General features: G+C 74.8%; 19 protein-coding genes and 1 pseudogene. 7 read left to right on the forward strand and 13 right to left on the reverse strand.

Going from position 1 to position 23,885, the window contains the following annotated elements:
• A pseudogene (locus E4P38_RS20735) lies at positions 1-637 on the forward strand (thiamine biosynthesis protein ThiF); the annotation flags it as partial.
• A gap of 148 nt (positions 638-785) precedes the next feature.
• Positions 786-2,108 (forward strand): AarF/ABC1/UbiB kinase family protein, encoded by a 1,323-nt coding sequence (locus tag E4P38_RS20740; protein ID WP_245161201.1) that lies wholly within the window; start codon positions 786-788, stop codon positions 2,106-2,108.
• 152 nt (positions 2,109-2,260) lie between these two features.
• Here the strand turns inward: E4P38_RS20740 and E4P38_RS23060 are convergent, their stop codons facing one another.
• From E4P38_RS23060 to E4P38_RS20755, 4 genes are all read right to left on the reverse strand, one after another.
• Entirely contained in the window at positions 2,261-2,425 is a 165-nt protein-coding gene (locus tag E4P38_RS23060; protein ID WP_167760650.1) for a hypothetical protein, read from the reverse strand.
• A 74-nt stretch (positions 2,426-2,499) separates the two neighbouring features.
• A complete protein-coding gene (locus E4P38_RS20745; RefSeq protein ID WP_167760651.1) occupies positions 2,500-2,844 on the reverse strand; it encodes a WhiB family transcriptional regulator in 345 nt (114 codons plus the stop codon).
• A gap of 141 nt (positions 2,845-2,985) precedes the next feature.
• On the reverse strand, positions 2,986-3,264 hold the full coding sequence (locus tag E4P38_RS20750; protein WP_135133887.1) for a hypothetical protein: 279 nt from the start codon (positions 3,262-3,264) through the stop codon (positions 2,986-2,988).
• A 178-nt stretch (positions 3,265-3,442) separates the two neighbouring features.
• Positions 3,443-5,461: an ATP-dependent DNA helicase UvrD2 gene (locus E4P38_RS20755; RefSeq protein WP_280791100.1), complete on the reverse strand. Its 2,019-nt coding sequence runs from the start codon at positions 5,459-5,461 to the stop codon at positions 3,443-3,445.
• 188 nt (positions 5,462-5,649) lie between these two features.
• On the opposite strand from E4P38_RS20755, the gene E4P38_RS20760 reads away from it, so the two are divergent.
• The 3 genes from E4P38_RS20760 to E4P38_RS20770 all read left to right on the forward strand — a co-directional run bounded on the left by E4P38_RS20760 (position 5,650) and on the right by E4P38_RS20770 (position 7,335).
• Positions 5,650-5,916: a mycoredoxin gene (locus tag E4P38_RS20760; RefSeq protein WP_135133888.1), complete on the forward strand. Its 267-nt coding sequence runs from the start codon at positions 5,650-5,652 to the stop codon at positions 5,914-5,916.
• Between the two features lie 121 nt (positions 5,917-6,037).
• On the forward strand, positions 6,038-6,688 hold the full coding sequence (locus E4P38_RS20765) for an ANTAR domain-containing protein (RefSeq protein ID WP_135133889.1): 651 nt from the start codon (positions 6,038-6,040) through the stop codon (positions 6,686-6,688).
• A gap of 182 nt (positions 6,689-6,870) precedes the next feature.
• Positions 6,871-7,335, forward strand: a complete 465-nt coding sequence (locus tag E4P38_RS20770) for a uridine kinase (protein ID WP_245161202.1) — start codon at positions 6,871-6,873, stop codon at positions 7,333-7,335.
• Here the strand turns inward: E4P38_RS20770 and nudC are convergent.
• From nudC to E4P38_RS20790, 4 genes are all read right to left on the reverse strand, one after another.
• The gene (nudC, locus tag E4P38_RS20775; RefSeq protein WP_135133891.1) at positions 7,328-8,305 is read right to left on the reverse strand and encodes an NAD(+) diphosphatase; all 978 of its coding nucleotides are present in this window, start codon (positions 8,303-8,305) and stop codon (positions 7,328-7,330) included. The genes E4P38_RS20770 and nudC overlap by 8 nt on opposite strands.
• A complete protein-coding gene (locus tag E4P38_RS20780; RefSeq protein WP_135133892.1) occupies positions 8,302-9,666 on the reverse strand; it encodes a pitrilysin family protein in 1,365 nt (454 codons plus the stop codon). Before E4P38_RS20780 ends, nudC begins: the two co-directional genes overlap by 4 nt.
• On the reverse strand, positions 9,663-10,973 hold the full coding sequence (locus tag E4P38_RS20785) for a pitrilysin family protein (RefSeq protein WP_135133893.1): 1,311 nt from the start codon (positions 10,971-10,973) through the stop codon (positions 9,663-9,665). Before E4P38_RS20785 ends, E4P38_RS20780 begins: the two co-directional genes overlap by 4 nt.
• Before the next feature lie 331 nt (positions 10,974-11,304).
• Entirely contained in the window at positions 11,305-12,183 is an 879-nt protein-coding gene (locus tag E4P38_RS20790; protein WP_135133894.1) for a DUF2510 domain-containing protein, read from the reverse strand.
• Between the two features lie 41 nt (positions 12,184-12,224).
• On the opposite strand from E4P38_RS20790, the gene E4P38_RS20795 reads away from it, so the two are divergent.
• Positions 12,225-13,001 (forward strand): putative protein N(5)-glutamine methyltransferase, encoded by a 777-nt coding sequence (locus E4P38_RS20795; protein ID WP_135133895.1) that lies wholly within the window; start codon positions 12,225-12,227, stop codon positions 12,999-13,001.
• A gap of 2 nt (positions 13,002-13,003) precedes the next feature.
• Here the strand turns inward: E4P38_RS20795 and E4P38_RS20800 are convergent, their stop codons facing one another.
• Both E4P38_RS20800 and E4P38_RS20805 read right to left on the reverse strand, forming a co-directional pair.
• Entirely contained in the window at positions 13,004-14,605 is a 1,602-nt protein-coding gene (locus E4P38_RS20800; RefSeq protein WP_135133896.1) for a serine/threonine-protein kinase, read from the reverse strand.
• 1 nt (position 14,606) lies between these two features.
• A complete protein-coding gene (locus tag E4P38_RS20805; protein ID WP_135133897.1) occupies positions 14,607-16,052 on the reverse strand; it encodes a M20/M25/M40 family metallo-hydrolase in 1,446 nt (481 codons plus the stop codon).
• 36 nt (positions 16,053-16,088) lie between these two features.
• On the opposite strand from E4P38_RS20805, the gene E4P38_RS20810 reads away from it, so the two are divergent.
• Positions 16,089-16,940 carry an alpha/beta hydrolase gene (locus E4P38_RS20810; RefSeq protein ID WP_135133898.1) on the forward strand — a complete coding sequence of 284 codons (852 nt, stop codon included), beginning with the start codon at positions 16,089-16,091 and terminating at the stop codon, positions 16,938-16,940.
• Between the two features lie 57 nt (positions 16,941-16,997).
• On the opposite strand, the gene E4P38_RS20815 is transcribed toward E4P38_RS20810, so the two are convergent.
• From E4P38_RS20815 to E4P38_RS23065, 3 genes are all read right to left on the reverse strand, one after another.
• Positions 16,998-20,357: an ATP-dependent DNA helicase gene (locus tag E4P38_RS20815; protein WP_135133899.1), complete on the reverse strand. Its 3,360-nt coding sequence runs from the start codon at positions 20,355-20,357 to the stop codon at positions 16,998-17,000.
• Positions 20,354-23,554, reverse strand: coding sequence for an ATP-dependent DNA helicase (locus E4P38_RS20820; protein WP_135133900.1), 3,201 nt, complete (start codon positions 23,552-23,554; stop codon positions 20,354-20,356). The genes E4P38_RS20815 and E4P38_RS20820 overlap by 4 nt, the downstream gene beginning before the upstream one ends.
• Before the next feature lie 74 nt (positions 23,555-23,628).
• Positions 23,629-23,799, reverse strand: coding sequence for a hypothetical protein (locus E4P38_RS23065; RefSeq protein WP_167760652.1), 171 nt, complete (start codon positions 23,797-23,799; stop codon positions 23,629-23,631).
• Between the last annotated feature and the right edge of the window lie 86 nt (positions 23,800-23,885).

Below are 23,885 nucleotides of genomic sequence, written 5' to 3' on the forward strand. Positions count from 1 at the left end.
GGTCGCGCAGCCAGTCGAGCACGGTCGCCGCGTCGATACGGTCAGCGTGCGCGACCCCGGCGTCACCACCGCCGGGGACGCCATCGTCGGCGGGCTGAACGCCACCGACGAGGGCCGGCCGCGCGCGCTGGCGGCGGCCGATGCGATCCGGCGGGTCAGCCCGCTGACCGATCTGCGCCCGCAGTCGGAGGAGACCGCCGATCTCGTCGTCCTGGCCCGCCCGTGGGCCGCCTCGGACCCGCTGGCCGCCGCCGCCCACCGCGTGCACGTGCCGCACCTGGTGGCGACCGTCCGCGGCGAGGTCGGCATCGTCGGGCCGCTGGTCGTGCCCGGTGTGACCAGCTGCCTGCGGTGCGCCGATCTGCACCGGCGCGACGCCGACCCGCGCTGGCCCCGCCTCGCCGCGCAGCTCACGGCCACCGAACCGCCGCCCAGCGGCGCCACCGTCACCTGCCTGCTCACCGCCGCCACGGCGGCCCTCGAGGTGCTGGCCTACCTGGACGGCGCCGCGGCCCCGGCCGTGCTGGACGCGACCGTGGAACTTCGGCCACCGGACCTGCGACCGCGGCTCCGGAGGTGGCCGCCGCACCCCGCCTGCGGCTGTGGTGCAGGGTGCGAGGAACACTCCGCTGGATGAAATCAGCCCGTCGCGCCGGGCCCGGAGCACCGTCTCCGGGCGCAACCGCCTCCCGACAGGGAACAATGGGCGGCTGACCGAGCTCACCAGCTCACCCGAGACGACACGGCAACGCCCTTCCGGGCGCGGGGGCCGGCGAGGAGGACGCGTGAGTGACGACGGACCGGCGATGCCGCGAGGCTCGGTCTCCCGGACCGCACGCCTGGCATCGCTCCCCCTGGGGGCGGCCGGCCGTGCCACGCTCGGGCTGGGCAAGCGGCTCTCCGGCCGGGACGCGGACGCCGTCACCGCCGAGCTCCAGCAGCGGACGGCGGAGCAGCTGTTCGCTGTCCTCGGGCAGCTCAAGGGCGGAGCGATGAAGCTCGGCCAGACACTGTCGGTCTTCGAGGCCGCGGTGCCCGACGAGGTCGCCGCCCCCTACCGCGAGGCCCTGGTGAAGCTCCAGGAGGAGGCGCCGCCGATGCCGGTGCGCACCGTGCACGCGGTGCTCGCCCAGCAGCTCGGTGGCACCTGGCGGCAGCGGTTCGCCGACTTCGACGACGCACCGGCGGCTGCGGCGAGCATCGGTCAGGTCCACCGCGCCACGTGGCGGGACGGCCGCGACGTCGCCGTCAAGATCCAGTACCCGGGCGCCGGGACGGCACTGATGGCCGATCTCAACCAGCTCGCCCGGTTCGCGCGACTCTTCTCCGCCCTCTTCCCCGGCATGGACGTCAAGCCGCTGATCGCCGAGCTCAAGGCCCGGGTGGTCGAGGAGCTGGACTACGGGCTGGAGGCCGACGCGCAGCGGGCGTTCGCCGCCGCCTACGCCGGGGACGAGCAGATCATCGTCCCGAGGGTGGTCGCCAGCGCGCCCAAGGTGATCGTCTCCGAGTGGCTCGAGGGCACCCCCCTGTCGCGGATCATCGCCGACGGCACCCAGGAGCAGCGGGACCACGCCGGGCACCTGCTGGCGGTGCTGCACTTCTCCGGCCCGCAGCGTGCCGGCCTGCTGCACGCCGACCCGCACCCGGGCAACTTCCGCCTGCTGGACGACGGCCGGCTCGGCGTCATCGACTTCGGGGCGACCGCGCGGCTGCCCGACGGGCATCCCGAGCCGATCGGCCGGCTGTTGCGCTGGGCGCTGGCCGGGAAGGCCGACGAGGTGCTCACCGACCTGCGCACCGAGGGGTTCGTGCGGCCGAACATGGAGGTCGACGCGCAGGGCGTGCTCGACTACCTGCGGCCGCTGCTGGAGCCGCTCGAGGGAGACCACTTCCACTTCACCCGCGCGTGGATGCAGGAGCAGGCGGCACGGATCGCCGACCCGCGGACCGAGATCAGCAAGCTCGGCCGCCAACTGAACCTCCCGCCGGCCTACCTGCTGATCCACCGGGTGACGATCGGCTCGATCGGGGTCCTCTGCCAGCTCGGCGCGGCCGGCAACTTCCGCAGCGTCCTCGAGGAATGGCTCCCCGGCTTCGTGGAGTGAGCGATGACATTGCGGTCCTCCGGACCGCACCGCGGCCAGGAGCCGTCCCCACTCAGGGCGACACCCCCCACCAGTCACGAGGCCGGTTCCGAACGCTCCCGGTGAGCGTCGGAACCGGCCTCGCAGGCAGTGCGGTCCGGAGGACCGCAGTTCTAATAGACGGCGGCGCTGGCGCGCGCCGCACGGCGGACGGCGCGCTCGGCGCGCCGGGCCGCACGGCGGGCCACGTAGAGCCGGCGGGCGCGCGAGGCAGCCTCGGCGTGAGCCTGGTCCTCGTGCATCCGGCTCTGGGCCAGATCGTGTTCGATCAGGTACATGGCGGTTCCTTCTGGATGAGTACTCGATCCCCCGCTGCTGAGCGGGGGCATGGCGATGGTGTTGCGGTCGGGGCTCACGCGGCGGCCACCTTGCGGGGACGTCCCCGCGGCCGCTTGCGGGCGATCACCGAGCCGCGCTCGAAGATCTCGCCGCCCCAGACACCCCAGGGCTCTGCCCTGTCGAGGGCGCCCGCGAGGCAGGCGTCCCGGACCGGGCAGTCGGCGCAGAAGCTCTTGGCGAGCTCGAGCTGTGCCGGCGTCTCGGCGAACCACAGGTCCGGGTCCTCGACCCGGCACGGCAGTGGGCGCCGTACCGGGGCCGGGGCCGCCGGGGTGTGGGGTCGCCTCGGTGGGAATCCCCCGGTCCAGGGGAGCCCGGGTCGGCGGTGGGACGACGGTCGATCGATCGTCTGCTGCACTGCCGCTCCTCCTTGTTCCTCGTCTGCGACGGCCGGCGGAGTCCCGCCGACCGGTGGTCGGTGCCGGGTGTCGCGGACAAAGAGAAAGGCCGCGGATCCCGGGGTTCGGGTTCCGCGGCCTCGTGGAGGACCGGTCGAGCGTTAGCTCGTCGGTCTCCTCGAGGAACAGATCCCGAGGGTGGTGCCGATGGAGTTGTGAGCGACGGTCTGCGTCTGGATCGGGCCGGTCGCCTGGAAGGCGGGGCGCAGCCGGACAGCGGCGCCGCCTGCGGGCACACCGGTCCCCAGGACCGGAGCGACACGCGGCGCAGGGCTGACGGCGATGCCGGTGCGGGCGTCGTAGCCCATGCAGCGGCGCACGTCGGAGCTGCCCGGGCCGAAGAGATCGGCGGGGGCCTTCGTCCACGTCGTGGTGATCATCAGGTGCCCCCTCCTCTCCGGACTCGTTCCCGGCCAGGGCGGCCGGGATCGCGGGGTGCAGTTCGTGTGTGCAGGGACATTAAGACCGCAGCCGTTGCGGGGTCAATCGAATTAACGAGAACATCCTCCGGACGTGTCCTGATCGGTGCCGGAACCCGCCCGCCGTGCCGTTCGGGAGTCAGCCGCTGACGGTCGCGAGCACGTCCTCGCCGTAGAGATCGAGCTTGCGCGCCCCGATCCCCGGCAGGGACGACAGCTCCATCAGGTTCGCCGGTCGGGTCTCCGCGATCGCCTGCAGGGTGGCGTCGGTGAACACCACGTACGCGGGGACGGACGCCGACTGCGCCGCCTGACTGCGCCACGCCCGCAGCCGCTCGAAGAGCTCGCCGGCGGCGCCTTCGAGGACGACCTTCTGCTTCTTCCCCGGACGGCGGGGGCCCGGCGCGTTCGGCGACGACTCCGGGGCGATGCCGGTCAGGAACCGGCTCCGCGGCCGGGCCCTCTTGGCCCCCGGGTTGCGCGCCAGCGACCACGACAGCGTCAGCACCTCGCGCGCGCGGGTCACGGCGACGTAGAGCAGCCGCCGCTCCTCCTCGACCGCCTCCGGCCGTGCCAGCGACTGGGCGATCGGGACGACGCCGTCGACCAGGCCCACCACGAAGACGGCGTCCCATTCCAGGCCCTTGGCGGCATGCATGGACGCGAGGGTGACGCCCTGCACGGTCGGTGCGTGCTGGGCGTTCGCGCGCTCGGCCAGATGTCCGACGAAGCCCGCGAGGTCGAGCGTCGGGGTCTCGGCGACCAGGTCGACAGCCAGGTCCACGAGGGCGGACAGGGACTGCCACCGGTCGCGCGCCGCCCCGCCGGCCGGCGGACGGTGCTCCGCCCAGCCGGTCGAGGCCAGGACGTCGCGGACCGTCGGCACAAGGGCTCCGGGGTCGCTGCCCCCCGCCGCCGCACCGCGCAGCAGCAGCACTGCTTCACGGACCTCGGGCCGCTCGAAGAACCGCTCGCCGCCCTTGAGCACGTACGGCACGCCGACGTCGGTCAGGGCCGCCTCGTAGACCTCGGACTGGGCGTTGATGCGGAACAGCACCGCGATCTCCGCCGCCGGGGTGCCGGAGTCGATCAGCGACTTGCACCGGGCCGCGACGGCCGCCGCCTCGGTGGGCTCGTCCGGGTACTCCGCGAAGGTCGGCTCCGGCCCGTCGGGACGCTGGCCGAGCAGGCGCAGCCCGGGCAGGCCCTTGCGCCGGGTCGCCTGGCCGATCAACCGGTTCGCCAGCGCGACGACCTGCGGCGTCGACCGGTAGTCGCGCTCCAGCTTGACCACTGCGGCGTCGGCATAGCGGTCGGCGAAGCCGAGCAGGTAGTCGGGATCGGCCCCGGTGAAGGAGTAGATCGTCTGGTTGGGGTCGCCGACGACGCAGATCTCGGCCCGCCCCCCGAGCCAGGCGTCGAGCAACCGCTGCTGGAGCGGGTTGACGTCCTGGTACTCGTCGACGACGAAGTGCCGGTACTGGCCACGCACCTCGCGTGCGACGGCGGGGTGCTCCTCCAGCGCGTAGGCGGTGACCAGCAGCAGGTCCTCGAAGTCGAGTGCGCCGTCCCGCTGCTTCGCGGACTCGTAGCTGGCGTACACGGCGGCGACCGCGGCCGCCTCGAACGGCGGCTCCCGGCCCGCGGCCTTCGCGCGGGCCGGGTAGTCCTCCGGAGTGGCCAGCGTCGTCTTCGCCCATTCGATCTCGCTCGCCAGGTCACGCAGGCTTGCCCGGTCGGTGGACAGGCGGGAGCGCGAGGCCGCCGTCGCCACCAGCCGCAGCTTGTTCTCGACGAGCGACGGCATCGGACCACCGAGCACGCGGGGGGCGAAGTAGCGCAGCTGGCGCATCGCCGCCGCGTGGAAGGTGCGCGCCTGCACCCCGCCGACGTCGAGGGCGGCCAACCGGCCACGCAGCTCCCCCGCTGCGCGGGCGGTGAACGTCACCGCCAGCACCTGCTCCGGCACGTAGACGCCGGTGTGCACGCCGTAGGCGATGCGGTGGGTGATCGTGCGGGTCTTGCCCGTCCCGGCGCCGGCGAGGATGCAGACGGGGCCGGACACGGCCTGCGCCGCGGTCCGCTGTTCCTCGTCGAGGGCGGCGAGCACGGTCTCCGCACGGGACATGGTTCCGGTCTGCGCACCGATCAACGACATCGCCGGCTCCCTCCCTTGGTCCGCGCGGGGGCCGGCGCTGCGTCCGCGGCGTGCCCGTCGCCCCATCCTCTCAGCAGTTACGGACGATCCGGGGAAGCATCCCCAGGATGCCCGCGTTCCCCTGTAGACCGCGGTTCCACCCTCCCGGGGGTGGACCGTCCCGGCACGACCATGGAGGATCTCAACCGATGACTGCGACTCCCGGCGCCCCCGTGACCATGTTCACCACCCAGTGGTGCGGCTATTGCGTGCGCCTGAAGAAGCTCATGCAGCGTGAGGGGATCGAGTTCGCCGAGGTCGACATCGAGAACGATCCCGCAGCTGCCGAGCTGGTCATGCAGGCCAACGGCGGCAACCGCACGGTCCCCACGCTGCTGTTCACCGACGGCACCGCCCTCACCAATCCGAGCATCGACCAGGTGAAGTCCCAGCTCGGTCAACTCTCGGAGGCGTGAGAATCACGTGATCCCCGGTCCCCGGCCCTCGAAGGGGCATGATCGCCCCTCAGCGGGCCGCGACCGCGGCCATGAGACCGTCCGGCCCCTGCGGCCGGCTCTGCCACCGGAGGTCGCCGCCGTGACCTCGGACGTACCGCGCCCCGGACCCGCGGACGCCTTTCCCGCCCAGGGCATCCCGGTGTCGCTCACCCGCACGTCACGTGGCTGGTCGGTGCGCTCGCCCGCCGGCAGCGAGGACGCCGACGATCTGGTCGAGGGCCTCTCGCTGGCCGACCTGGTCGCCGAAGAGCTCGGCGCGCTGGCCGAGCCCGATCGCACCGCCCGCCGCTCGGCGCGGGGCCCCTCCGGCGCTCCCGAGGAGGCGGTCGACCCGGTGGACGCCCGCGTGGCCGCGCTGGAGCGCACCGTCGCCCAGCTCGAGCACGCCCTGGCCGCCCGCGTCTCCACCGAGCGCGCGATCGGGGTGCTGGCCGAGCGACACGGGATCAGCGCCCGCGCCGCCTTCGAATCCCTGCGGGGTGATGCGCGGTCGCAGGGCCGCCCCGTTGCCGATCTCGCCCGGGAGGTCCTCGACGGCCTCGGCGGCGAGACGCAGGCCGCGCCCGAGGCCGACGTCCCGGCGCCCGCCGGTGGGCCCTCCGCCGATACCCGTTCGCTGCCTGCGCCCGGCCAGCGCCGGCCCGGCGCCATCGTCGCCCCGGTCGCGGCCCCGACCCCCCGCGCGCCCGCGGCGGCGCCGTCCGTCATCACGACGGACGGCCGGTCCTGACCCGTCCCGAACCGCTCACCCCGTCGGCCCTGGCCGACCGCCTCGCCGGACTCCTGGCCGGGCTGCGCCCCGATCCGGGTGCCGCGGCGCTGCGCGTCGCCGTCGACGGTCCGGAGCCCGCCGGACCCGACGCGCTCGCAGACGCCATCGCCGCGCGCCTGCCGGCCCTGGGCAGGCCCGCGGTGGTGGTGCCCGCGAGCGGCTTCTACCGCCCCGCGTCCCTGCGCCTGGAACACGGCCGGACCGATCCGATGGCGCGGTACACCGACTGGCTGGACGTCGGCGCGCTGGCCCGCGAGGTGCTGAACCCGGTCGGCCCCGGCGGCTCGGCCACCTACCTGCCGGTGCTGTGGGACCTCGAACGGGACCGCGCCGCCCGCGCCCGGCCGCAGCCGATGCCGGCCGACGGCGTCCTGCTGGTGCCGGGCGCGCTGCTGCAGGGGGTCGGTCTGGCTTTCGACGTCGTCGTCCACCTGCGGGTCGGCCCGGCGGCCCGGCGGCGACTGACGGCGCCCGAACAGGCCTGGGAGCTGCCCGCCTTCGACCGCTACGACGACGAGGTGGACCCGGTGGTGCTGGCCGACGCCGTCGTCCTGGCCGACCATCCCGACCGCCCGGCGCTGGTGCTGGCCGGCCGGTTCAGCTGAAGTCGCCGGCGAGCCAGCGGTCGAGGATGTTGCGCGCGATCGACACCGGGGGCGGGAGGGCACGCGGCCCCTCCCCCGCGAGCAGCTCCGCACGGGTGAACCAGCGGGCCTCCTCGATCTCGTCGGGGTCAAGCCGGAGCGGCTCGTCGCCGTCGGCCCGGGCCACGAAGCCGAGCATCAGCGACTGCGGGAACGGCCACGGCTGACTGGCCACGTACCGGATGTCGCTGACCTGCAGCCCGACCTCCTCGGCCACCTCACGGGCGACGGCCGCCTCGGCGGACTCCCCGGGCTCGACGAAGCCGGCCAGGATCGAGAACCGGCCGGGAGGCCAGACCGCCTGGCGACCGAGGACGACCCGGTCGGCGCCGTCGTGGACGAGCATGATCACGGCGGGGTCGGTGCGGGGGAAGACCTCGGTGCCGGTGGTGGGGTCCCGCTGCACCCATCCGTGACGCTCGATGGTCGTGGCGGCCCCGGTCGACGGACTGAACCGGTTTCGCTCGTGCCATTCGAGGATGCCGATGGCCTGGACGAGCAGGCCCGCGTCGAGGTCGGCGAGGTCGGCGCCCACCTCGCGCAGCCCGGTCCACGTGTCGACCGGCCGCCCGCTGACGGTGAGCGAACGCTCGCCCCGGACGGCGGCATAGGGGACGCCGTCGGCCTCCCCGAGGTAGATCGCGCCGAGCGGTAGTTCGGGCTGCTCGTCCCAGACCAACGCCGGCCCAACGGGGCCTTCGACCACCGGAACCGTCCGCTTGCCGTCGACGGTGAGCACCCGCACGGAGCGGCCGCCGGTCGGGTCGGGCAGCGACCGGGCCAGGTGCCCGCGGTCGTGGGCCACCCGCGACAGCACCGGCACGCCGCCGTCGGAGTCACGGGTCTTCTCCGGCCAGGCCGACTCGGCGGCGGAACGCTCCGCCGGGGGCGGGTTGTCCGCCCGGGTGCTGCCCCCCGCGGGAACGCTCATGAGGCGGCACCGTCGCCGGTGACGCTCACCGGGCCGAGGGCCTGCAGCGGCCCGGAGACGCGGCCGGAGTCACCGACGACGACCGCCGTCAGCGCCTCGGCGGCCAGATAGCGCAGCGAGACGTCCTGGACCTCCTCGACGGTGACCGCGCCCAGCGCCCGCTGATGATCGGCGAGCCACTCCGCCGGCAAGCCGGCTCCGATCAGCGCGGACAGGGTGCTGGCCAGACCCGCGTGCGTGGCCGTGGAGAGGGCCATGCTGCCGAGGATGTACCGGCGGGCACCGTCGAGCTCGGCGTCGGTGACGGCGGTCAGTGCCATGCGGCCGAGCTCGTACCAGGTCTCCAGCAGCGCCGGCCCGGTCACCTCGGTGGCGACGTCGGCCTCGACGAGGAACGACGAGCCGGCCGCCTGGTGGTCCACCGAGCTGCGCGGGCTGTAGGTGTAGCCACGCCGTTCGCGGATGTTCTCTACCAACCGCGAGGAGAAGTACCCACCGAAGATCATGTTGGCCAGCCGGACGGCGGGCAGGGCGGGATCGGTGCGGCCGGGAGCGGGACCGCCGAGCCGGACGTTGGACTGCACCGCACCTGGGCGGTCGACGAGCGCGATTCCCGGCACCCGCAACTCCGGCGCCGGCGGGGCCTCGACGGCGTGGCCGGTCGCCGCCCAGGCCGCCAGGGCACCGGCGACCACGTCGGTCGCCCCCTTCGGGTCCAGGTCGCCGACGAGGACCAGGCTGCTGCCGGCGGGCAGCACGCGCTCCTGGTGCAGCGTGCGCAGCGCGTCGCCGTCGACGGCCGCCACGAGCTCGTCGTCGGGGAGCTGGATGGCGTAGGGATGGTCGCCGAAACGGCGGGCCGCCAGCGCCGTCCGGGCGATCACGCCCGGCTGCGAGCGGGCGATCGCGATCCGCTCGGCCACCCGGTCGCGCTCCCCCTCGACCTTGTCGTCGGGATAGGCGGCGTCGGTGAGCAGCTCGGCCAGCAGCCCGAGGACCGGCGCCAGGCCACCCGGGAGCATGGTCGTGCCGAACAGCAGGCGGTCGGGGTCGGTGGAGACCGACAGCTCGGCGCCGTGGCTCTGCAGCAGCTCGGCGATGCCGGTCTGGTCGTGCGCGCCCGTCCCCAGCAGGACGGCGCCGGACAGCACGGCACCTCGGGCGGTGTGCTCACCCGCGGCGACCGCCGTCCGGGCGGCGAAGGGCACCCGCAGACGCAGCTCGATCAGCGGGACGCCGGGGCGGGGCACGACCACCAGTCGGAGCCCGTTGGGCAGCGTGGTCTCGTGCGCCTCCGGTACCGGCTGGGGCCGAGGTTCACCCAACGGCGGGATCAGCGAGTAGTCCAGCGTGGCCGTCACCGTCGTCCCCCCGTGGCCCGCAGCTCCAGGACGGCGGCGGTGTCGGGATCCAGCCGCCGGGCGGCGTCGCGCACCTGGTCGGGCGTAACCGCGGCCAGCCGGGCGGCGAGCTCGCCGGCCAGCTCGGCGCGGCCGTGGATGAGTTCCGCGGCCGCGAAGCCGAGGGTGCGGCCGAGGACGGAGTCGGCCTGCCGCAGCAGTTGCGCCTCCGTCCGCGCCTGCACGCGGCCGAGCTCGTCAGCACCCACGCCGTCGTCGGCGATCCGCCGGATCTCCTCGTTGACGGCGGCCTGCACCCGATCGGCCTGCACGCCCACGGGGTGGTGCACCTGCGTCGTCAGCAGGGTGGCGTCACGCACGTCGAAGGGGTCACCGAAGAGACCGACGTAGCTGCTCTGGGCGATGGCGATCCGGTCGTCGTGCACCAGCCGGCGCTCCAGCCGGGAGGCGTCGCCCTCGCTGAGCAGCTCGGCCAGCAGGACGGTGCCCAGGTAGCCGTCGAAGTCGCCGATCGGATCGGGCACGCGCCAGCCGAGCGCGAGGGCGGGCGCCGGGGCCAGGGCGTCCTCGACGACCGCCGTCCGCGCGGTCGCCGGCAGCGGCTCACCGGTCGCCGGGATCGGCAGCACGGGACGCGCCTCGACGGGTGCGAACCAGCGCTGGATCAGCCGCTCGGTCTCGGCCACGTCGACATCGCCCCCGATGCACAGGACGGCGTTGCCCGGGGCGTAGTAGCGGGAGAAGAAGTCGGTCGCGTCGTCCACGGTGGAGGACTCGAGGTCGACGAACGAGCCGTAGCCGTCGTGGGTGTTGGCGAAGCTCTCGAAGGCGATCTGCGGCAGCTGCAGCCAGGGGAAGGCGCCGTAGGGCCGGTTGAGCACGTTGACCCGGATCTCCTCCTTCACCACGTCGATCTGGTTGCGGAGGTTCTCCTCGGTGATCGCCGGGGCGGCCATCCGGTCGGCCTCGAGGAAGAGGGCGCGCTCCAGCGCCTCGGCCGGGAGCGCCTCGAAGTAGTTCGTGTAGTCCTGGTGGGTAGAGCCGTTGAACGTGCCGCCCGCCGCCTGGACCAGCCGGGCGTGCTCCATCTTCGGGACGTTCGCCGACCCCTGGAACATCATGTGCTCGAAGAGGTGGGCGAACCCGGTGCGCCCCTCCGGTTCGTTGCGCATCCCGACGTCGTAGAAGACGCTCACCGCCACGACGGGCATGCTGCGATCCGGGGCGAGGACGACGCGCAAGCCGTTGTCCAGCGTGAAGCGCTCCACCGGGTGCCGCAGGGTCAGTTCGGCCCCAGCTGTTGTCACGGAGGCGACAGTAACCGCGGATCGTCGGCGAGCGCCGACCGCACCACCGGTGGATCGGTCGCGAGGGCCCGGAGGGTCCTCGACCGGGACACGGGAACCGGCTCAGCCCAGCAGGGGCACGGCTCCTGGCCGCGGTGGTGGACCGGTCGCCGGGGCCCGCAGGGTCCCCGACCGGGACACGGGGACGCGCTCAACGCAGATGGGGACGGCTCCTGGCCGCGGTGGTGGACCGGTCGCCGGGGCCCGCAGGGTCCCCGACCGGGACACGGGGACGCGCTCAACGCAGATGGGGACGGCTCCTGGCCGCGGTGCGATCCGGAGGATCGCAGTGTCAGAGCACTTCGACGGCCTCGAGCACGCGGTCGATGACGCCGTAGAGCTCGGCGTGGGTGTTCGGGATCGAGATGTACACCAGCGCCGGCGCCGGGCGGCCGACGTCGATCAGCAGCAGCGCCGCTCGTTCCCCGCTGGCGTTGTAGCCGGGCACGTCCCAGGCGAGCTGGAACTCGTACAGGTGGGCCTCGTGCCCGTCGACGGTGCGGGCCTCGTCGCGCAGCACCTCGCGCTCGTTGGGGCGCGGGTAGTAGTTCTGGCGCACGCTGTCGGCGACCGCCGCCAGCGTCGTCTGCAGCGTCGACGGGCCGGCGTACCCGAAGCGGTCGATCAGCGGCCCCGACGAACACTGCGAGATGAAGGTCTTGCCGTCGGGGGTGAGCTCCTGGGTGGTGAAGTACTGCCCCGCGGTGTCGGTGGTCTCCTCCTGGTCCCAGAGCGCCCACTCGTACCAGCCATCGCCGAGGAACGGGTAGGAGACGCCGGAGACCTCGTCGATGATCCGCACCGTGCCCGGCGGGAACGTGGGCCCGGCCGGGGGCGCCTGAGCCGTCGGCGCCGCGTCCTCCACGGCCGGCTCATCGCTGCCCTGGCCGACGAAGAGCGCCGCACCCACCACGGCGAAGATCACCAGCAGTGAGATGCCGACGATCCACGGCGTGCGGTTCCCCGCGGCGGGGGGCAGAGGCTCGGGCCAGGCGGCGGGCCCCGACGGCGGAGCCGGGGGCGCGAGAACGGGCGAGGACTGGACGGCGACGCCCGGCCCGGCGGGGGTGGCGACATCGGACCAGCTGATCCCGTTCCACCACCGCACCATGCCGTGGGCGCCGTCCGGGTCGGGGTACCAACCGGGAGCCGGCTGCGCTGGTCCGGTCACGGCCCCAGCCTAGGACGGCGGGCGGGTAGCGTCCCGGCCTCGTGGTCGGCATCAGCGAGGAATCCGTCGTCCGGCGGCTGCGCGCCGCGGGCTGCGTGTTCGCCGAGGACGAGGCACGCCTGCTGCTCGCGGAGGCCGGGACAGGGGCCGCCCTGGGCGCCCTCGTGGACCGCCGGGTGGCCGGCGAGCCGCTCGAACACCTCCTCGGCTGGGCGGAGTTCGGCGGTCTCCGGATCGCCGTGGCGCCCGGGGTGTTCGTCCCGCGCCGCCGTACCGAACTCCTCGTCGAGGAGGCGGTCGGCCTGGCGCGGCGAGGCGCCGTGGTCGTGGACCTCTGCTGCGGCTCGGGTGCCCTGGGCGTCGCCGTCGCGACGGCCGTGGACGGCGTGGAACTCCACGCGGCCGACGTCGACCCCACCGCGGTCGCGTGCGCGCGGAGCAACGTCGCCGAGCTGGGCGGCCTGGCCTACGACGGCGACCTCTACGAGGCCCTGCCGCCGGCCCTGCGCGGGCGGGTGGACCTGCTGCTGGCCAACGTGCCGTACGTGCCCACCGACGCGATCGCGCTGATGCCCCCGGAGGCCCGGCTGCACGAGGCCCGCGTCGCACTCGACGGCGGCGCCGACGGCCTGGACGTCGCCCGACGCGTGATCGCGGCGGCACCCGAGTGGCTGGCCCCGGGCGGATCGCTGCTCTTCGAGACCAGCGAGGACCAGGTGCCGGCGGCGGTCGCGACGGTGGCCGCTGCCGGGCTGCGCGCCCGCGTGGTCACCGACGACGAGCGGGGCGCCACCGTCGTCGTCGGCACGCGACGCTGACGTCAGCTCCGGTCGGCCTCGCTCGACCACCACGACCGGAGCGAGGAGAGCCCGTCCTCGCCGCCGCCGCGCTGCTCGACGAAGCCGAGGGTGCCCAGGTCGTCCCAGACCCACCGCAGCTCGGCGTCCCCGTCGTCGTCGACGGCGCACGACAGCCGGCCGAGGACCCGGTCGTCGGCGTCCGTCACCTCGGCCCAGCCCTGTGGGGTGTCGCTGCTGCCGCAGTCGCCGGGTTCCTGGAGCTGCCGCAGGTCGTTCGCCTCGACGTGCGCGGCGAACTCCTCGGCGGCGCCCGCTCCCCCCAGTGCGGTGTACCGGCCGGTGGGGACGCCCTCCGGCTGGGAGTCGGAGGGACAGCTCAGCCGGCGCAGCTCCCCCTCGGCCGGGGGCTCGACGTTGCAGCCCGCAGGGTCCACGCCCGCGGGCAGCGACAGCGCGACGAGACGCGCCCCCGCCTCCGAGGCGTCCGCCGTGGCGTCGTCGGCCCGTCCGTCGATCACCACCAGGAGGGCGGTGAGGAGCAGGACGGCGAGCACCGCGATCGCCGCGACGGCCCAGGTGAGCCGCGTCAGCCACGGCTTCCGGTCCGGTGCTTGGGCCGGAGGCCGCTCACTCGGAGCATCGCCGAGGTGTTCCCTCCGGGTGGGCGTCCGGACCCCGGCACCGCCGTCCGGCCCGACGGTCGCGGCGGCGGCGTCCGGCCGGGGTACGGGTACCCCGCTCGCCGCGAGGGCGGCACGGGCGGCTGCGGAGAGCTCGCCGGCCGTCTGCCAGCGACGGCCGGGATCCTTGGCCATGCCGCGCCGGACGACGTCGTCCAGGCCGGGGGGCAGGGAGGACCGCAGCGTCGACGCCGGCGGTGGCTCCTCGTGCAGGTGGGCGTACATCAGCGCCAGCGGGTCCCCCGGGGCGAACGGACGACGGCCGGTCAGGACCTCGTAGAGGACGCACGCGAGCGAGTAGACGTCCGACCGGGCGTCCGGTGCTCCTGGGCCGAATCTCTCCGGTGCCATGTACTCGGTGCTGCCGACCGCCGTACCGGTCGCGGTCAGCCCTGGGCCGGTCCCCTCGTCGCCCCCACGGGCGATGCCGAAGTCCGCGAGGTAGGCGAAGTCCTCACCGGCCGCCGACGTCACCAGGTCCCCGCCGTCGGACCGGGCGACCAGCAGCACGTTGGACGGCTTCACGTCCCGGTGGACCAGGCCCATGGCGTGCGCGGCGTCCAGGGCGTGCGCGACCTGCCCGATCAGGTCGACGGCCCGCGCCGGGTCCACCGGGCCGCCGCGCCGCAGGAGCGAGTCGAGGTCCTCCCCCTCGACCAGCCGCATGTCGAGGAACAGCTGCCCGTCGATCTCCCCGTACCGGTGGATCGGGATGACGTGCGGCTCGTTGAGGCGGGCGACGATCCGCGCCTCCCGCCGGAACCTCCCCCGGTAGCCCTCGTCCTGCGCCCACTGTGGATGCAGGACCTTGAGTGCGACCTCGCGTTCGTGCTCGGCGTCGTGGGCGCGCAGCACCCGGCCCATCCCGCCACTGCCGAGCACCCCCAGGACCCGGTACGGACCGAAATGCTCGGGGTCGGGCGCCGGGGGCTCCGCGGACATGTCAGCGGTTCCCGACCGGCACCGCCGCGAGCTCACGCCACAGGTGGGCGGTCGCCTCGGCGCCGCGGTGGAGCATCGACAGCAGGACCCGCTCGTTGGGCGAGTGGATGCGGTCGGTGGGCAACCCGGCGCCGAGGAACAGCAGCGGCGCCCCGAGCGCCTCGACGAGGTCGGCCTCCGGCCCGCTGCCGCCCTCGCGCAGGTAGAGCACCTCGCCGGGATCGCTGTCCCAGGCCTGCGCGATGGCGGCGAGCAGCGCACTCATGGCCGGCGAGTCGAGATCGCTGGAGCAGGGCGAGACGCCGCCCGGCGGGGTGTGCACGTCGGCCTCGATGCCGGCGGGGACGTTCGCCTCCACCCACTCCCGCAACTGCGGACCGACGTCCTCGGGTGCCTGCTCGGAGACCAGCCGGAAGGTGAGCTTGGCGTGCGCCTCCGCCGGGATGATCGTCTTGTGCCCGGGGCCGGTGTAGCCGCCCCACATGCCGTTGACCTCGGCCGTGGGCCGGGCGCCGACCCGCTCGAGGGTGCTGTAGCCCTCCTCGCCGGCCGCCACCCGGGACGCGGCCGGACCGTCGAGCCACTCCTGCTCGTCGAAGGGCACCCGGGCCATCAGCTCGCGCTCCCGGTCCGACAGCGGACGCACCTTGTCGTAGAACCCGGGCAGGGTCACCCGGCCGTGCTCGTCGTGCAGGCCGGCGAGCAGCTGCGCCATCGCGTGCAGGGGGTTGGGGACGCCGCCGCCGAAGGAACCGGAGTGCAGGTCGATGTCGGGTCCGCGCAGGGTGATCTCGGCGTCGGCGAGGCCGCGCATGGCGACGACGGCGCTGGGCAGGTCGGGGGCGGCCATGCCGGTGTCGCTGACGACGACGACGTCGCAGGCCAGTCGGTCCGCACGCTCGCGGAGCAGCGCGGGAAAGTTCGGGGACCCCGACTCCTCCTCGCCCTCGATGAGCAGCTTCACCGTGACCGCGGGGGTGTCCCGGCCTGTCGCCGCCAGGTGGGCCCGCATCCCGAGCAGGTGGAAGGCGACGTTGCCCTTGTCGTCGATGGCGCCCCGGGCGTGCACCTCCGGCCCGTCGGGACCCTCGACCACGGTCGGTTCGAAGGGCGGGTGCTCCCACAGATCCGGGGGGTCGACCGGCTGGACGTCGTGGTGGCCGTAGACGAGGGCGACCGGCGCGTCCGCGTCGGCCGACGGCCATTCGGCGAACACCGCGGGTGCGCCAGGGGTCGGCCAGATCTCGACGGTCGGGAAGCCGGTGCGCCGCAGGGCCTCGGCCAGCCAGGCGGCGCTGTCGGCCACGTCGGGGGCGTGCGCGGGGTCCGCGGAGATCGACGGGATGCGCAGCCAGGCGTCGAGATCGGCGTGCAGGTCGTCGAGGTGGGCGAGGACATAGGTCCGTTCGGCGCTGTCGCGCTCTGCGCTGGGCCGGCTGCTGCTCACGGGCACCGACGGTAATGCCGGGTTAGGTTCCACCCCATGCCGGGACAGCTGCTGCACGTCGACGTCGGCGATCTGACCTTCGATGTGCGGGCCGACGGTCCCGAGGACGGGCGGCCGGTGCTGCTGCTGCACGGCTTCCCCGAGACGTCCGCGTGCTGGGCCGCGGTCACGCCCCTGCTCACGAAGGCCGGGCTGCGCACCTACGCCCCGGACCAGCTCGGCTACTCCCCCGGCGCCCGGCCGGAGGAGGTCGGCGCCTACTCCACCCCGAACCTCACCCAGGTGACCGCGGACCTGATGACGGCGCTGGACCTGGAGCAGGCCGACGTCGTCGGCCACGACTGGGGCGCCAACGTGGCCTGGGCGCTGGCGGCCTGGCACCCCGACCGCGTGCGGACGCTGACGGCCGTCTCCGTGCCGCATCCGGCGGCGTACACGGTCGCCTACCGGACGGACCCGGAGCAGAAGGAGCGGTCGGGCTACATCCGGCTGTTCTGGCAGGAGGGCAAGGCGGAGGAGGTCCTGCTCGCCGACGACGCCCGCCGGCTCCGGCGGATGCTGTCCGGGGGTGAGGGCCACTCCGGGGTGCCGGCCGAGGCGATCGAGGAGTACGTGGCCGTGCTGTCGGCGCCGGGCGCGCTCACCGCGGCCCTCAACTGGTACCGGGCGATGAGCTCCAGCGAGCGGGTCGACCCGGTCACGGTGCCGACGACGTACGTGTGGAGCGACGGCGACGTCGCGATCGGCCGGACCGCCGCCGAGGCGTGCGCCAACTACGTGACCGGCGACTACCGGTTCGTGGAACTGTCGGGGATCACGCACTGGATCCCCGAGCAGGCCCCCGACGGGCTGGCGATGGCGATCCTGGAGCGCATCAGGTCGTCCTGAGGGACGGTGCCCGCCGCGGGTCCGGCCCCGCCGGCCGGTCCAGGTCGCGCTCGCCGCTCATCCGGTGCCGGTGACCAGGTTCAGCAGGCCGGCCTCGTCCATGAGATCGACCGGGCGCAGGGTCTCCTTCGCCGCGACGTGGTGGAAGCCCGCGCTGACCCGCTCCACCGGGACGCCGGTCAGCCGCGACCAGCCGAGCCGGTAGGCGGCCAACTGGACGGCGGCCGCGGCCAGCTCCGCGCCGAACGGCGGCGGGCCGGTCTTCCAGTCGATGACCTCGTAGCGGCCGTCCCCGTCGGCGTAGACGGCGTCGATCCGCCCCCGCAGCGTCAGCGGGCCGAGCGGGGTCTCGAACGGCACCTCGACCTCGGCGGGCTGCCGGTCGGCCCACTCGCTGGCCAGGAACGCGTCCTGCAGGTCGGCCAGGGCGCCGTCGGGTGCGGCGAACTCGTCGCCGGAGCCCGGCAGCTCGTCCAGGTCGACCAGCTTCGCCGCTCCGAACCGCTCCTCCAGCCAGGCGTGGAAGGCGGTGCCGCGCCGGGCCTGCGGCGCGGGGGCCGCAGGCATCGGCCGCCGCAGCCGCCGGGCCAGCTCGGCCGGGTCGCGGCGCAGGGTGACCAGCGCCGACACCGACAGGTGCGAGGGCAGCGGGACGTCGACGGTCGGGCTGGCGTGCCGGGCCCGCTCCCGCAGCAGCAGGTCGGTGTCCCGCACCCACTGCTCGAGCTGCGGATCGCCCCCGTCAAGGACGAGCGAGGGGTCGAGCGGGTGGGGCGCGGCCGCGGTGACCAGGTCGGCGGCGGCGCTCAGCGCGCGGCGCCGTCCGGAGGTCAGCGGATCGGCGGGCCACTGCCCGACCGGCCACTCCTCCAGTGCGGGGTTGGTCGCGTCGTCGGCCGGCGCCTCGGCCCAGTGCACGATCTCCCCCGCGCCGTCCTCGCAGGCGGCCCGGACGGTGGCCAGCAGTGACGAGGGGCCGCACACCGTCTTCCCGTCCCGCCACCAGCTGCCCGAGCAGATCAGGACGTGCCGGGCACGGGTGACGGCGACGTAGCCGAGGCGGATTTCCTCGGCCAACCCGAAGTCCTTCCACTCCTGGACGTAGTCCTCCAGCGCCTGCTTCACCACGGCCTGGTCACCGGAGCCGGGCACCGGCAGGTGCAGCCGGGGCAGCTCCTCGCGGTCGGTCAGCCGCAGCTCGGCGGGTACGGCCCCCGGGTCCTTGATCCACGAGTCGCTGGTGTCGGCCTTGGCCGGGAACTGGTCCTTGGTCATCCCCGGGACGGCGACGACGTCCCACTCGAGCCCCTTGCTCGAGTGCCCGGTCAGCAGCTGCACCGCCTCCGGGTTCACCGCCACCTCGCCGGGCTCGAGTCCCCGCTCGCGCTCCTCGGCGTCGCGCAGATAGCCGAGGAAGGCGGGCAGCGACGGCAGCTCGGCCAGCTCGGTGAACTCCGCGGCGACCCCGTGCAGCGCATCCAGGTGCGCCCGGGCCCCCGCCGGACTGGCACCCGGGGCGCTGGCCAGCTCGGTCTCCAGGCCCAGGGTGCGGGCCACCTCGTCGACCAGGTCGGGCAGCGACTCGCTCAGGCGGGTGCGCAGGTGGCCGAGCTCCGCGCCGAGCCGGCGGAGCCGCCGGTAGCCCGCGGCCGAGTAGGCGTCCGGCCCGCCGAGGTCGTCGAGCGCCTCGACGATGCTGCCGCGCTCGCTGGGCCGCTCGGTCGCCGGTGCGCCATCGGAGTCGTCGGGACGGGCTGGGCGGCGCGTGCGCACGAGGGTCGAGGCGCGCTTCTCCAGGGCCGCGAGGTCCCGCGGCCCGATCCGCCAGCGGGCGCCGGTGACCAGCCGACCGAGCGCGTCCCCGGCGGTGGGGTCGACGAGCACGGTCAGCGTGGCGACCACGTCGGAGACCTCGGGCACCTCGAGCAGGCCGCCGAGCCCCACGACCTCCACCGGCAGGCCGCGCTCGCGGAGCGCCGCGGCGATGCCCGCCAGCTGCTTCCGTGCGCGGACCAGCACCGCGACGGTCGGCGGGCGGCCGTCGGGGCGGTGGTTCCAGCACTCCGCGAGGCGATCCGCCAGCGCCTCGGTCTCCTCGGCCACCGTGCCGTAGAGGCCCACGCTCACCGCGCCCTTCGCGGCCGTGGGCGCCGGCGCGAGGTCGGGCAGCGGCTGGTCGGGCGCCGGCAGCATCCCCGACACCGCGTTGGCGACGGCCAGGACGGCGTCGTCGTTGCGCCAGCTGGTGGCCAGGGTGAGCCGCTGGGCAGGCCGCTCGGGCAGGCCCGGGAAGGTGCGGGCGAACCGCTCGATGGTGCCGGCCGACGCGCCCCGCCATCCGTAGATCGACTGGCGCGGGTCGCCGACGGCGAGCACCGGGTGTCCGGTGTCGCGGCCGAACAGGGCTTCGAGCATGCGGAGCTGGCCGACGCTGGTGTCCTGGTACTCGTCCAGCAGGACGACCTGCCACCGAGCCCGCTCGCGGCGGCCGACCTCGGCGGAGGCGACCGCGATCCGCGCCGCGTAGGCGACCTGGTCGGCGTAGTCGATCGCCCCGGCGGCCCGCTTGCGCGCCTCGAAGGCCTCGACCAGCGGCAGCAGCGCCACCCGGGACCGCTGGCGGGTGAGCATCTCGGTGACGGCCGCATACGGGCCCCGTTTCTTCGGGGCGTCCGCATACCCGGCGATCTGCGCCTCCAGCTGGGCGGTCCAGGCGCGCAGAGCGGCCGGACTGATGTCGTGCTCGCCGAGCTCGGCGGCCAGCGCCAGCACGTCCTCGACGGTGGTGAGCAGGGTCAGCGGCACGTCGCTCATGTCGCCCGTCCAGGACGTCACGACCGTGGCGGCCTGTCCCCAGCACATCGCCGGGCCGAGCACCCCGGCGCCGGGCTCGACGCCGATCCGCAGGCCGTGCTCGGCGACCAGCGCCGCCGCGTACCCGTGGTAGGTCGAGACCGTGGGCTGGGCGATGTCGAGCCGGCGGCGGAGGTCGTCGTCGGTGTCGGGGTGACGGGCGAGCGCACCCAGGCGCAGCCGCACGCGCTCGTTGAGCTCGCTGGCGGCCTTGCGCGTGAACGTGAGGCCGAGGATGGCCTCGGGGTCCACCAGCCGGTTGGCCACGAGCCAGGACACCCGCGCGGCCATCGTCTCGGTCTTGCCCGAGCCGGCGCCGGCGACGACCACGAGCGGCCGGTCCGGTGGCGCGGAGACCACCCGGGCCTGCTCCGGGGAGGGGGCGTAGGACAGCCCGCACCGGGCGGCCACCTCGGCGGGGTCGAGCAGCCGGACCGGGACCACCGGCTCGGCGGGGGCATCGCCGAAGAGATCGTCGAAGGAGAGCTGTTGAAGGACCCCGTTCTCCCCTCCGCTCGCAAGCTCGCGAGGGAACCCGGAACGGGGCCGATCGCGCCGGCTCATCCGGTCACCTGCCGGCCCGGCTCCTGCAGCGGGCAGCTGCGGCGGGCGGGGCACCGCTGACAGTGCGTGCCGGTGCGCACCTCGAAGGAGGCCGCGCCCATTCCTTCCCCGACCTCGGCGAGGAGCTCCCCCGCCCAGGTCTCCGCGAGCGGGACGTCTGCGGGCAGGGGCTCCTGGTGCTGCTCCTTGGCCTTGGCCCCGGTGCCGACCTGGAGAAGCGCCGCGCCGCCCGGGGTGCTGCCGTGATCCCCGAACCCGCCCGCGGCCACGGCCACCTGGTAGGCGGCCAGCTGCCCGTGCTCCTCGGTGTTCCTGGCCGGCGTCTTCCCGGTCTTGAGGTCGACGACCACCAGCCGACCGTCGGCATCGCGCTCCAGCCGGTCGACCTTGCCCCGGATGAGCGCCCGGCCGACGGTCGCGTCGAACTCGATCTCGACGCCGACGAGTTCCCGGCCGGCAGCGGTGTGCCACGCGAGGAACCGCGCCAGCATGTCCTGCGCCGACTGACGCTGACGCTGGTCCGACCAGCCGGGCCCGAGGTCGAGCTGGTCGAGCTCCGCGGCGAGCACCGCGGAGGCGTCGGCCGGCGGCAGTCCCTCGGCGACCTGCTGGGCGACGGCGTGCACGGCCGTACCGACCGTGCGCGTCGTGTCCGGCGACGCCTCGGCCCCGACGGCGCTCAGCACCCACCTCAACGGGCAGCGCTGGAACGTCTCGATGCCCGACGGGCGCACGCGTACCGGGTCCTCCTCCGGGACGAGCGGGGCGTCGTCGGAGAGGGGGGCCAGGCCCCACCAGCTGGACGGCGCCGCCCCGGAGACCCCCTCGTCGGCCAGCCGGCGCAGCACCGAGGCGGCCGCGGACCGCCGGTCCGGCGGGGTCTGCGGGTCGGTCAGGGCACGCCGCAGGTCGGCCACGAGGGCCGGGAGCGTGAGGGACCGGGGCAGCTCGGTGAGCGGCCGCCCGTCCTCCGGCGGCGGGGACACGAGGTCGAGGAAGCGGGACGCCGTCGCGCCCGCGTCGGCGCCGTCCAGGGCGCCCTCCACGGCCGTGACGACGAGCCGGCGCCGGGCACGGGTGCAGGCGACGTAGAACAGGCGCCGCTCCTCCGCGAGGGCGAGGGTCCGCCGGTCGACGCTCGTGCCGTCGATACCGGTGACCCGCTCGACCAGTTCCTCGGTGCCGAGCAGAGAGGTGCGCTCGCGCAGGTCGGGCCACACGCCCTCCTGCACCCCGGCGACGCAGACCAGGTCCCACTCCAGGCCCTTCGACGCGTGCGCCGTCAGCAGCCGGACCGTCTCCCCCGCGACCGCCCGGGCCGCACCGCTGTCCCCGGGCAGCTCCTGGGCGGACAGGTGGGCGACGAAGGCCCGCACATCGGCGGACGGCAGCCGGTCGACGAAGCCGGCCGCGGCGTCGAAGAGCGAGACGACGGCGTCCAGGTCACGGTCGGCGACCGCCCCGGACGGGCCGCCCGCGGCGCTGGCCCGCGCCCAGCGCTGAGCCAGACCGCTGCGCTGCCACATGGCCCACAGCACGTCCTCCGCCGTCCCGTCTTTCGCCAGCGCCATCCGCCCGGCGTCGAGCACGCCGGCCACCCGGCGCGCGGGGCGGGACACGTGCTCGGGCAGGGACTCCAGGAGCGCCTCGTCGGTCAGGACGGCGGCCAGCGGCGCGCCCCGCTCGGCCGGGTCGATGCCCCGGGTCGCGAAGGAGACGCGGACTGCCCGGCGGAGCCGGCGCAGGTCGAGGACGGTGGCTCCCCCGAGCGGCGAGGCGAGCAGGGCCTCCGCCGCGGGCTCGTCGAGCCCGACCGCGGCGCCGTCGGCCTCGGGGCCGGCGGCGGACGACGGCAGCAGTGCCGTGAGGGCGCTCAGCAGCGGCGCCACGGCCGGCTGACCGGCCAGCGGCAGGTCGTCGGCGGAGACCGCCACCGGGACGCCGGCCGACGACAGTGCGCGGCGCAGGGGACCGAGCGCGCCGGCCGTGCGGACGACGACGGCCATCTGCGACCAGGGCAGGCGGTCGAGCAGGTGCGCCCGGCGGAGGACGTCGGCGAGATAGGCCGCCTCCACCGCCGCGGAACCGAAGACGTGCACCTCGGCGGCGCCCGGATCGGCGTCGTCGACCGGGGACAGGCGGCGGTGCTCCCAGGGGCCCGGCAGGCCCTCGGCGACCTTCCGGCTGATCCGCAGCAGCTCCGCGCCGGACCGGCGGCAGACGCCCAACGACACGCGCTGGGCCGGCCGGTTGTCGGTGTGCCGGAAGCGTTCGGGGAACTCGACGATGCCCCGGGGCTCGGCACCGCGGAAGGCGTAGATCGCCTGGTCGGGATCGCCCACGGCGACCAGGTTCCCGCCCCCTCCGGCGAGCAGTTCCAGCAGCTCCACCTGGGCGGGGTCGGTGTCCTGGTACTCGTCGACGAAGAGCCAGCGCGCACGCTCGCGTTCCTGGCGCAGCAGCTCCGGGTCGCTGTCGAGCTCGGCGATCGCCTGACGCACCAGCTCGGCGGGGTCGTAGCCGGAGGCGTCACCGCGGCCCGCGGTGGAGAAGGCCGTGACCGCCTCGTACTGCTCCTGGAAGGCGGCGGCGTGCACCCAGTGGTCGCGGCCGGACTCCCGGCCCCACGCGGCGAGCTGCGCCGAGCCGACACCGCGCTCGGTCGCCCGCAGGAGCAGCTCGCGCAGTTCGGTGCGGAAGCCCGCCGTCCCGAGTGCCGGCGCCAGCCCGGCCGGCCAGCGGACGGCGCCCTCCTCCTCCGCGTCGCCACGCAGGAGCTCCGCTACCACGGCGTCCTGTTCCGCGGAGGTGAGCAGGCGCGGCGGGGCGTCACCGCGCAGCAGCGCAGCCCGGCGGAGGACGCCGTAGGCGTAGGAGTGGAACGTGCGGGCCAGCGGCTCGCGGATGGTCCTCGCCACGCGACCGGTGATGCGGCCCCGCAGCTCGGCCGCGGCCTTGCGGCTGAAGGTCAGGACGAGGATCTGCTCGGGATCGATGCCGGCCTGGATCCGCGCCGCGACCGCCTCGACGATCGTCGTCGTCTTTCCCGTGCCCGGTCCGGCGAGAACCAGCAACGGGCCGCTCGGATGATCGACGACGGCCTGCTGGGTCGGGTCGAGCAGCGGCGGAGAGGCGGCGACCGAGCCCGACTGCACGAGCCGGTAGACCGGCCCGGCCTCACTCCCCCGCTGTGCCACCTGTCGATGGAATCACGGACCAGGGACAGTTCCGGGACGCCTGGGACAGATGGGAGGCACGCCTCAGGTCGGCGTCAGCTGAGGGCGAGCGCGGCCTCCCGCAGCTCGGCCTCAAGCATCAGGTCCGCCGCCGTCGTCAGCCACCCGGCGACGAAGAGCAGGGACTGCGCCCTCTCGTCGTCGAGCGACGCCGTCGCGGCGCAGAGACCTGCTTCGGCGACTGCACTGCACGCCAAGCTGTTCATGCCCTTGTGGTCGGCAGAATCCGGGGCCGGCTGAAGGCGATGCGACGAACTGGTCCGCACGGGGTAGACGGTCACACCCCGGCAAC

The sequence above is a fragment of the Blastococcus sp. CT_GayMR16 genome (genome assembly GCF_004570875.1).
In the GTDB taxonomy this organism is placed as follows: Bacteria; Actinomycetota; Actinomycetes; order Mycobacteriales; family Geodermatophilaceae; genus Blastococcus_B.

Excerpts from the sequence above, each read along its gene's own strand:
- E4P38_RS20800 (WP_135133896.1), bottom strand. The coding sequence starts at position 14,605 with ATGTCCGCGGAGCCCCCGGCGCCCGACCCCGAGCATTTCGGTCCGTAC.
- E4P38_RS20755 (WP_280791100.1), bottom strand. The coding sequence starts at position 5,461 with ATGTCGTTGATCGGTGCGCAGACCGGAACCATGTCCCGTGCGGAGACC.
- E4P38_RS23065 (WP_167760652.1), bottom strand. The coding sequence starts at position 23,799 with ATGAACAGCTTGGCGTGCAGTGCAGTCGCCGAAGCAGGTCTCTGCGCC.
- E4P38_RS20750 (WP_135133887.1), bottom strand. The coding sequence starts at position 3,264 with ATGATCACCACGACGTGGACGAAGGCCCCCGCCGATCTCTTCGGCCCG.
- E4P38_RS20815 (WP_135133899.1), bottom strand. The coding sequence starts at position 20,357 with ATGAGCCGGCGCGATCGGCCCCGTTCCGGGTTCCCTCGCGAGCTTGCG.
- E4P38_RS23060 (WP_167760650.1), bottom strand. The coding sequence starts at position 2,425 with ATGTACCTGATCGAACACGATCTGGCCCAGAGCCGGATGCACGAGGAC.
- nudC (WP_135133891.1), bottom strand. The coding sequence starts at position 8,305 with ATGAGCGTTCCCGCGGGGGGCAGCACCCGGGCGGACAACCCGCCCCCG.
- E4P38_RS20810 (WP_135133898.1), top strand. The coding sequence starts at position 16,089 with ATGCCGGGACAGCTGCTGCACGTCGACGTCGGCGATCTGACCTTCGAT.
- E4P38_RS20760 (WP_135133888.1), top strand. The coding sequence starts at position 5,650 with ATGACTGCGACTCCCGGCGCCCCCGTGACCATGTTCACCACCCAGTGG.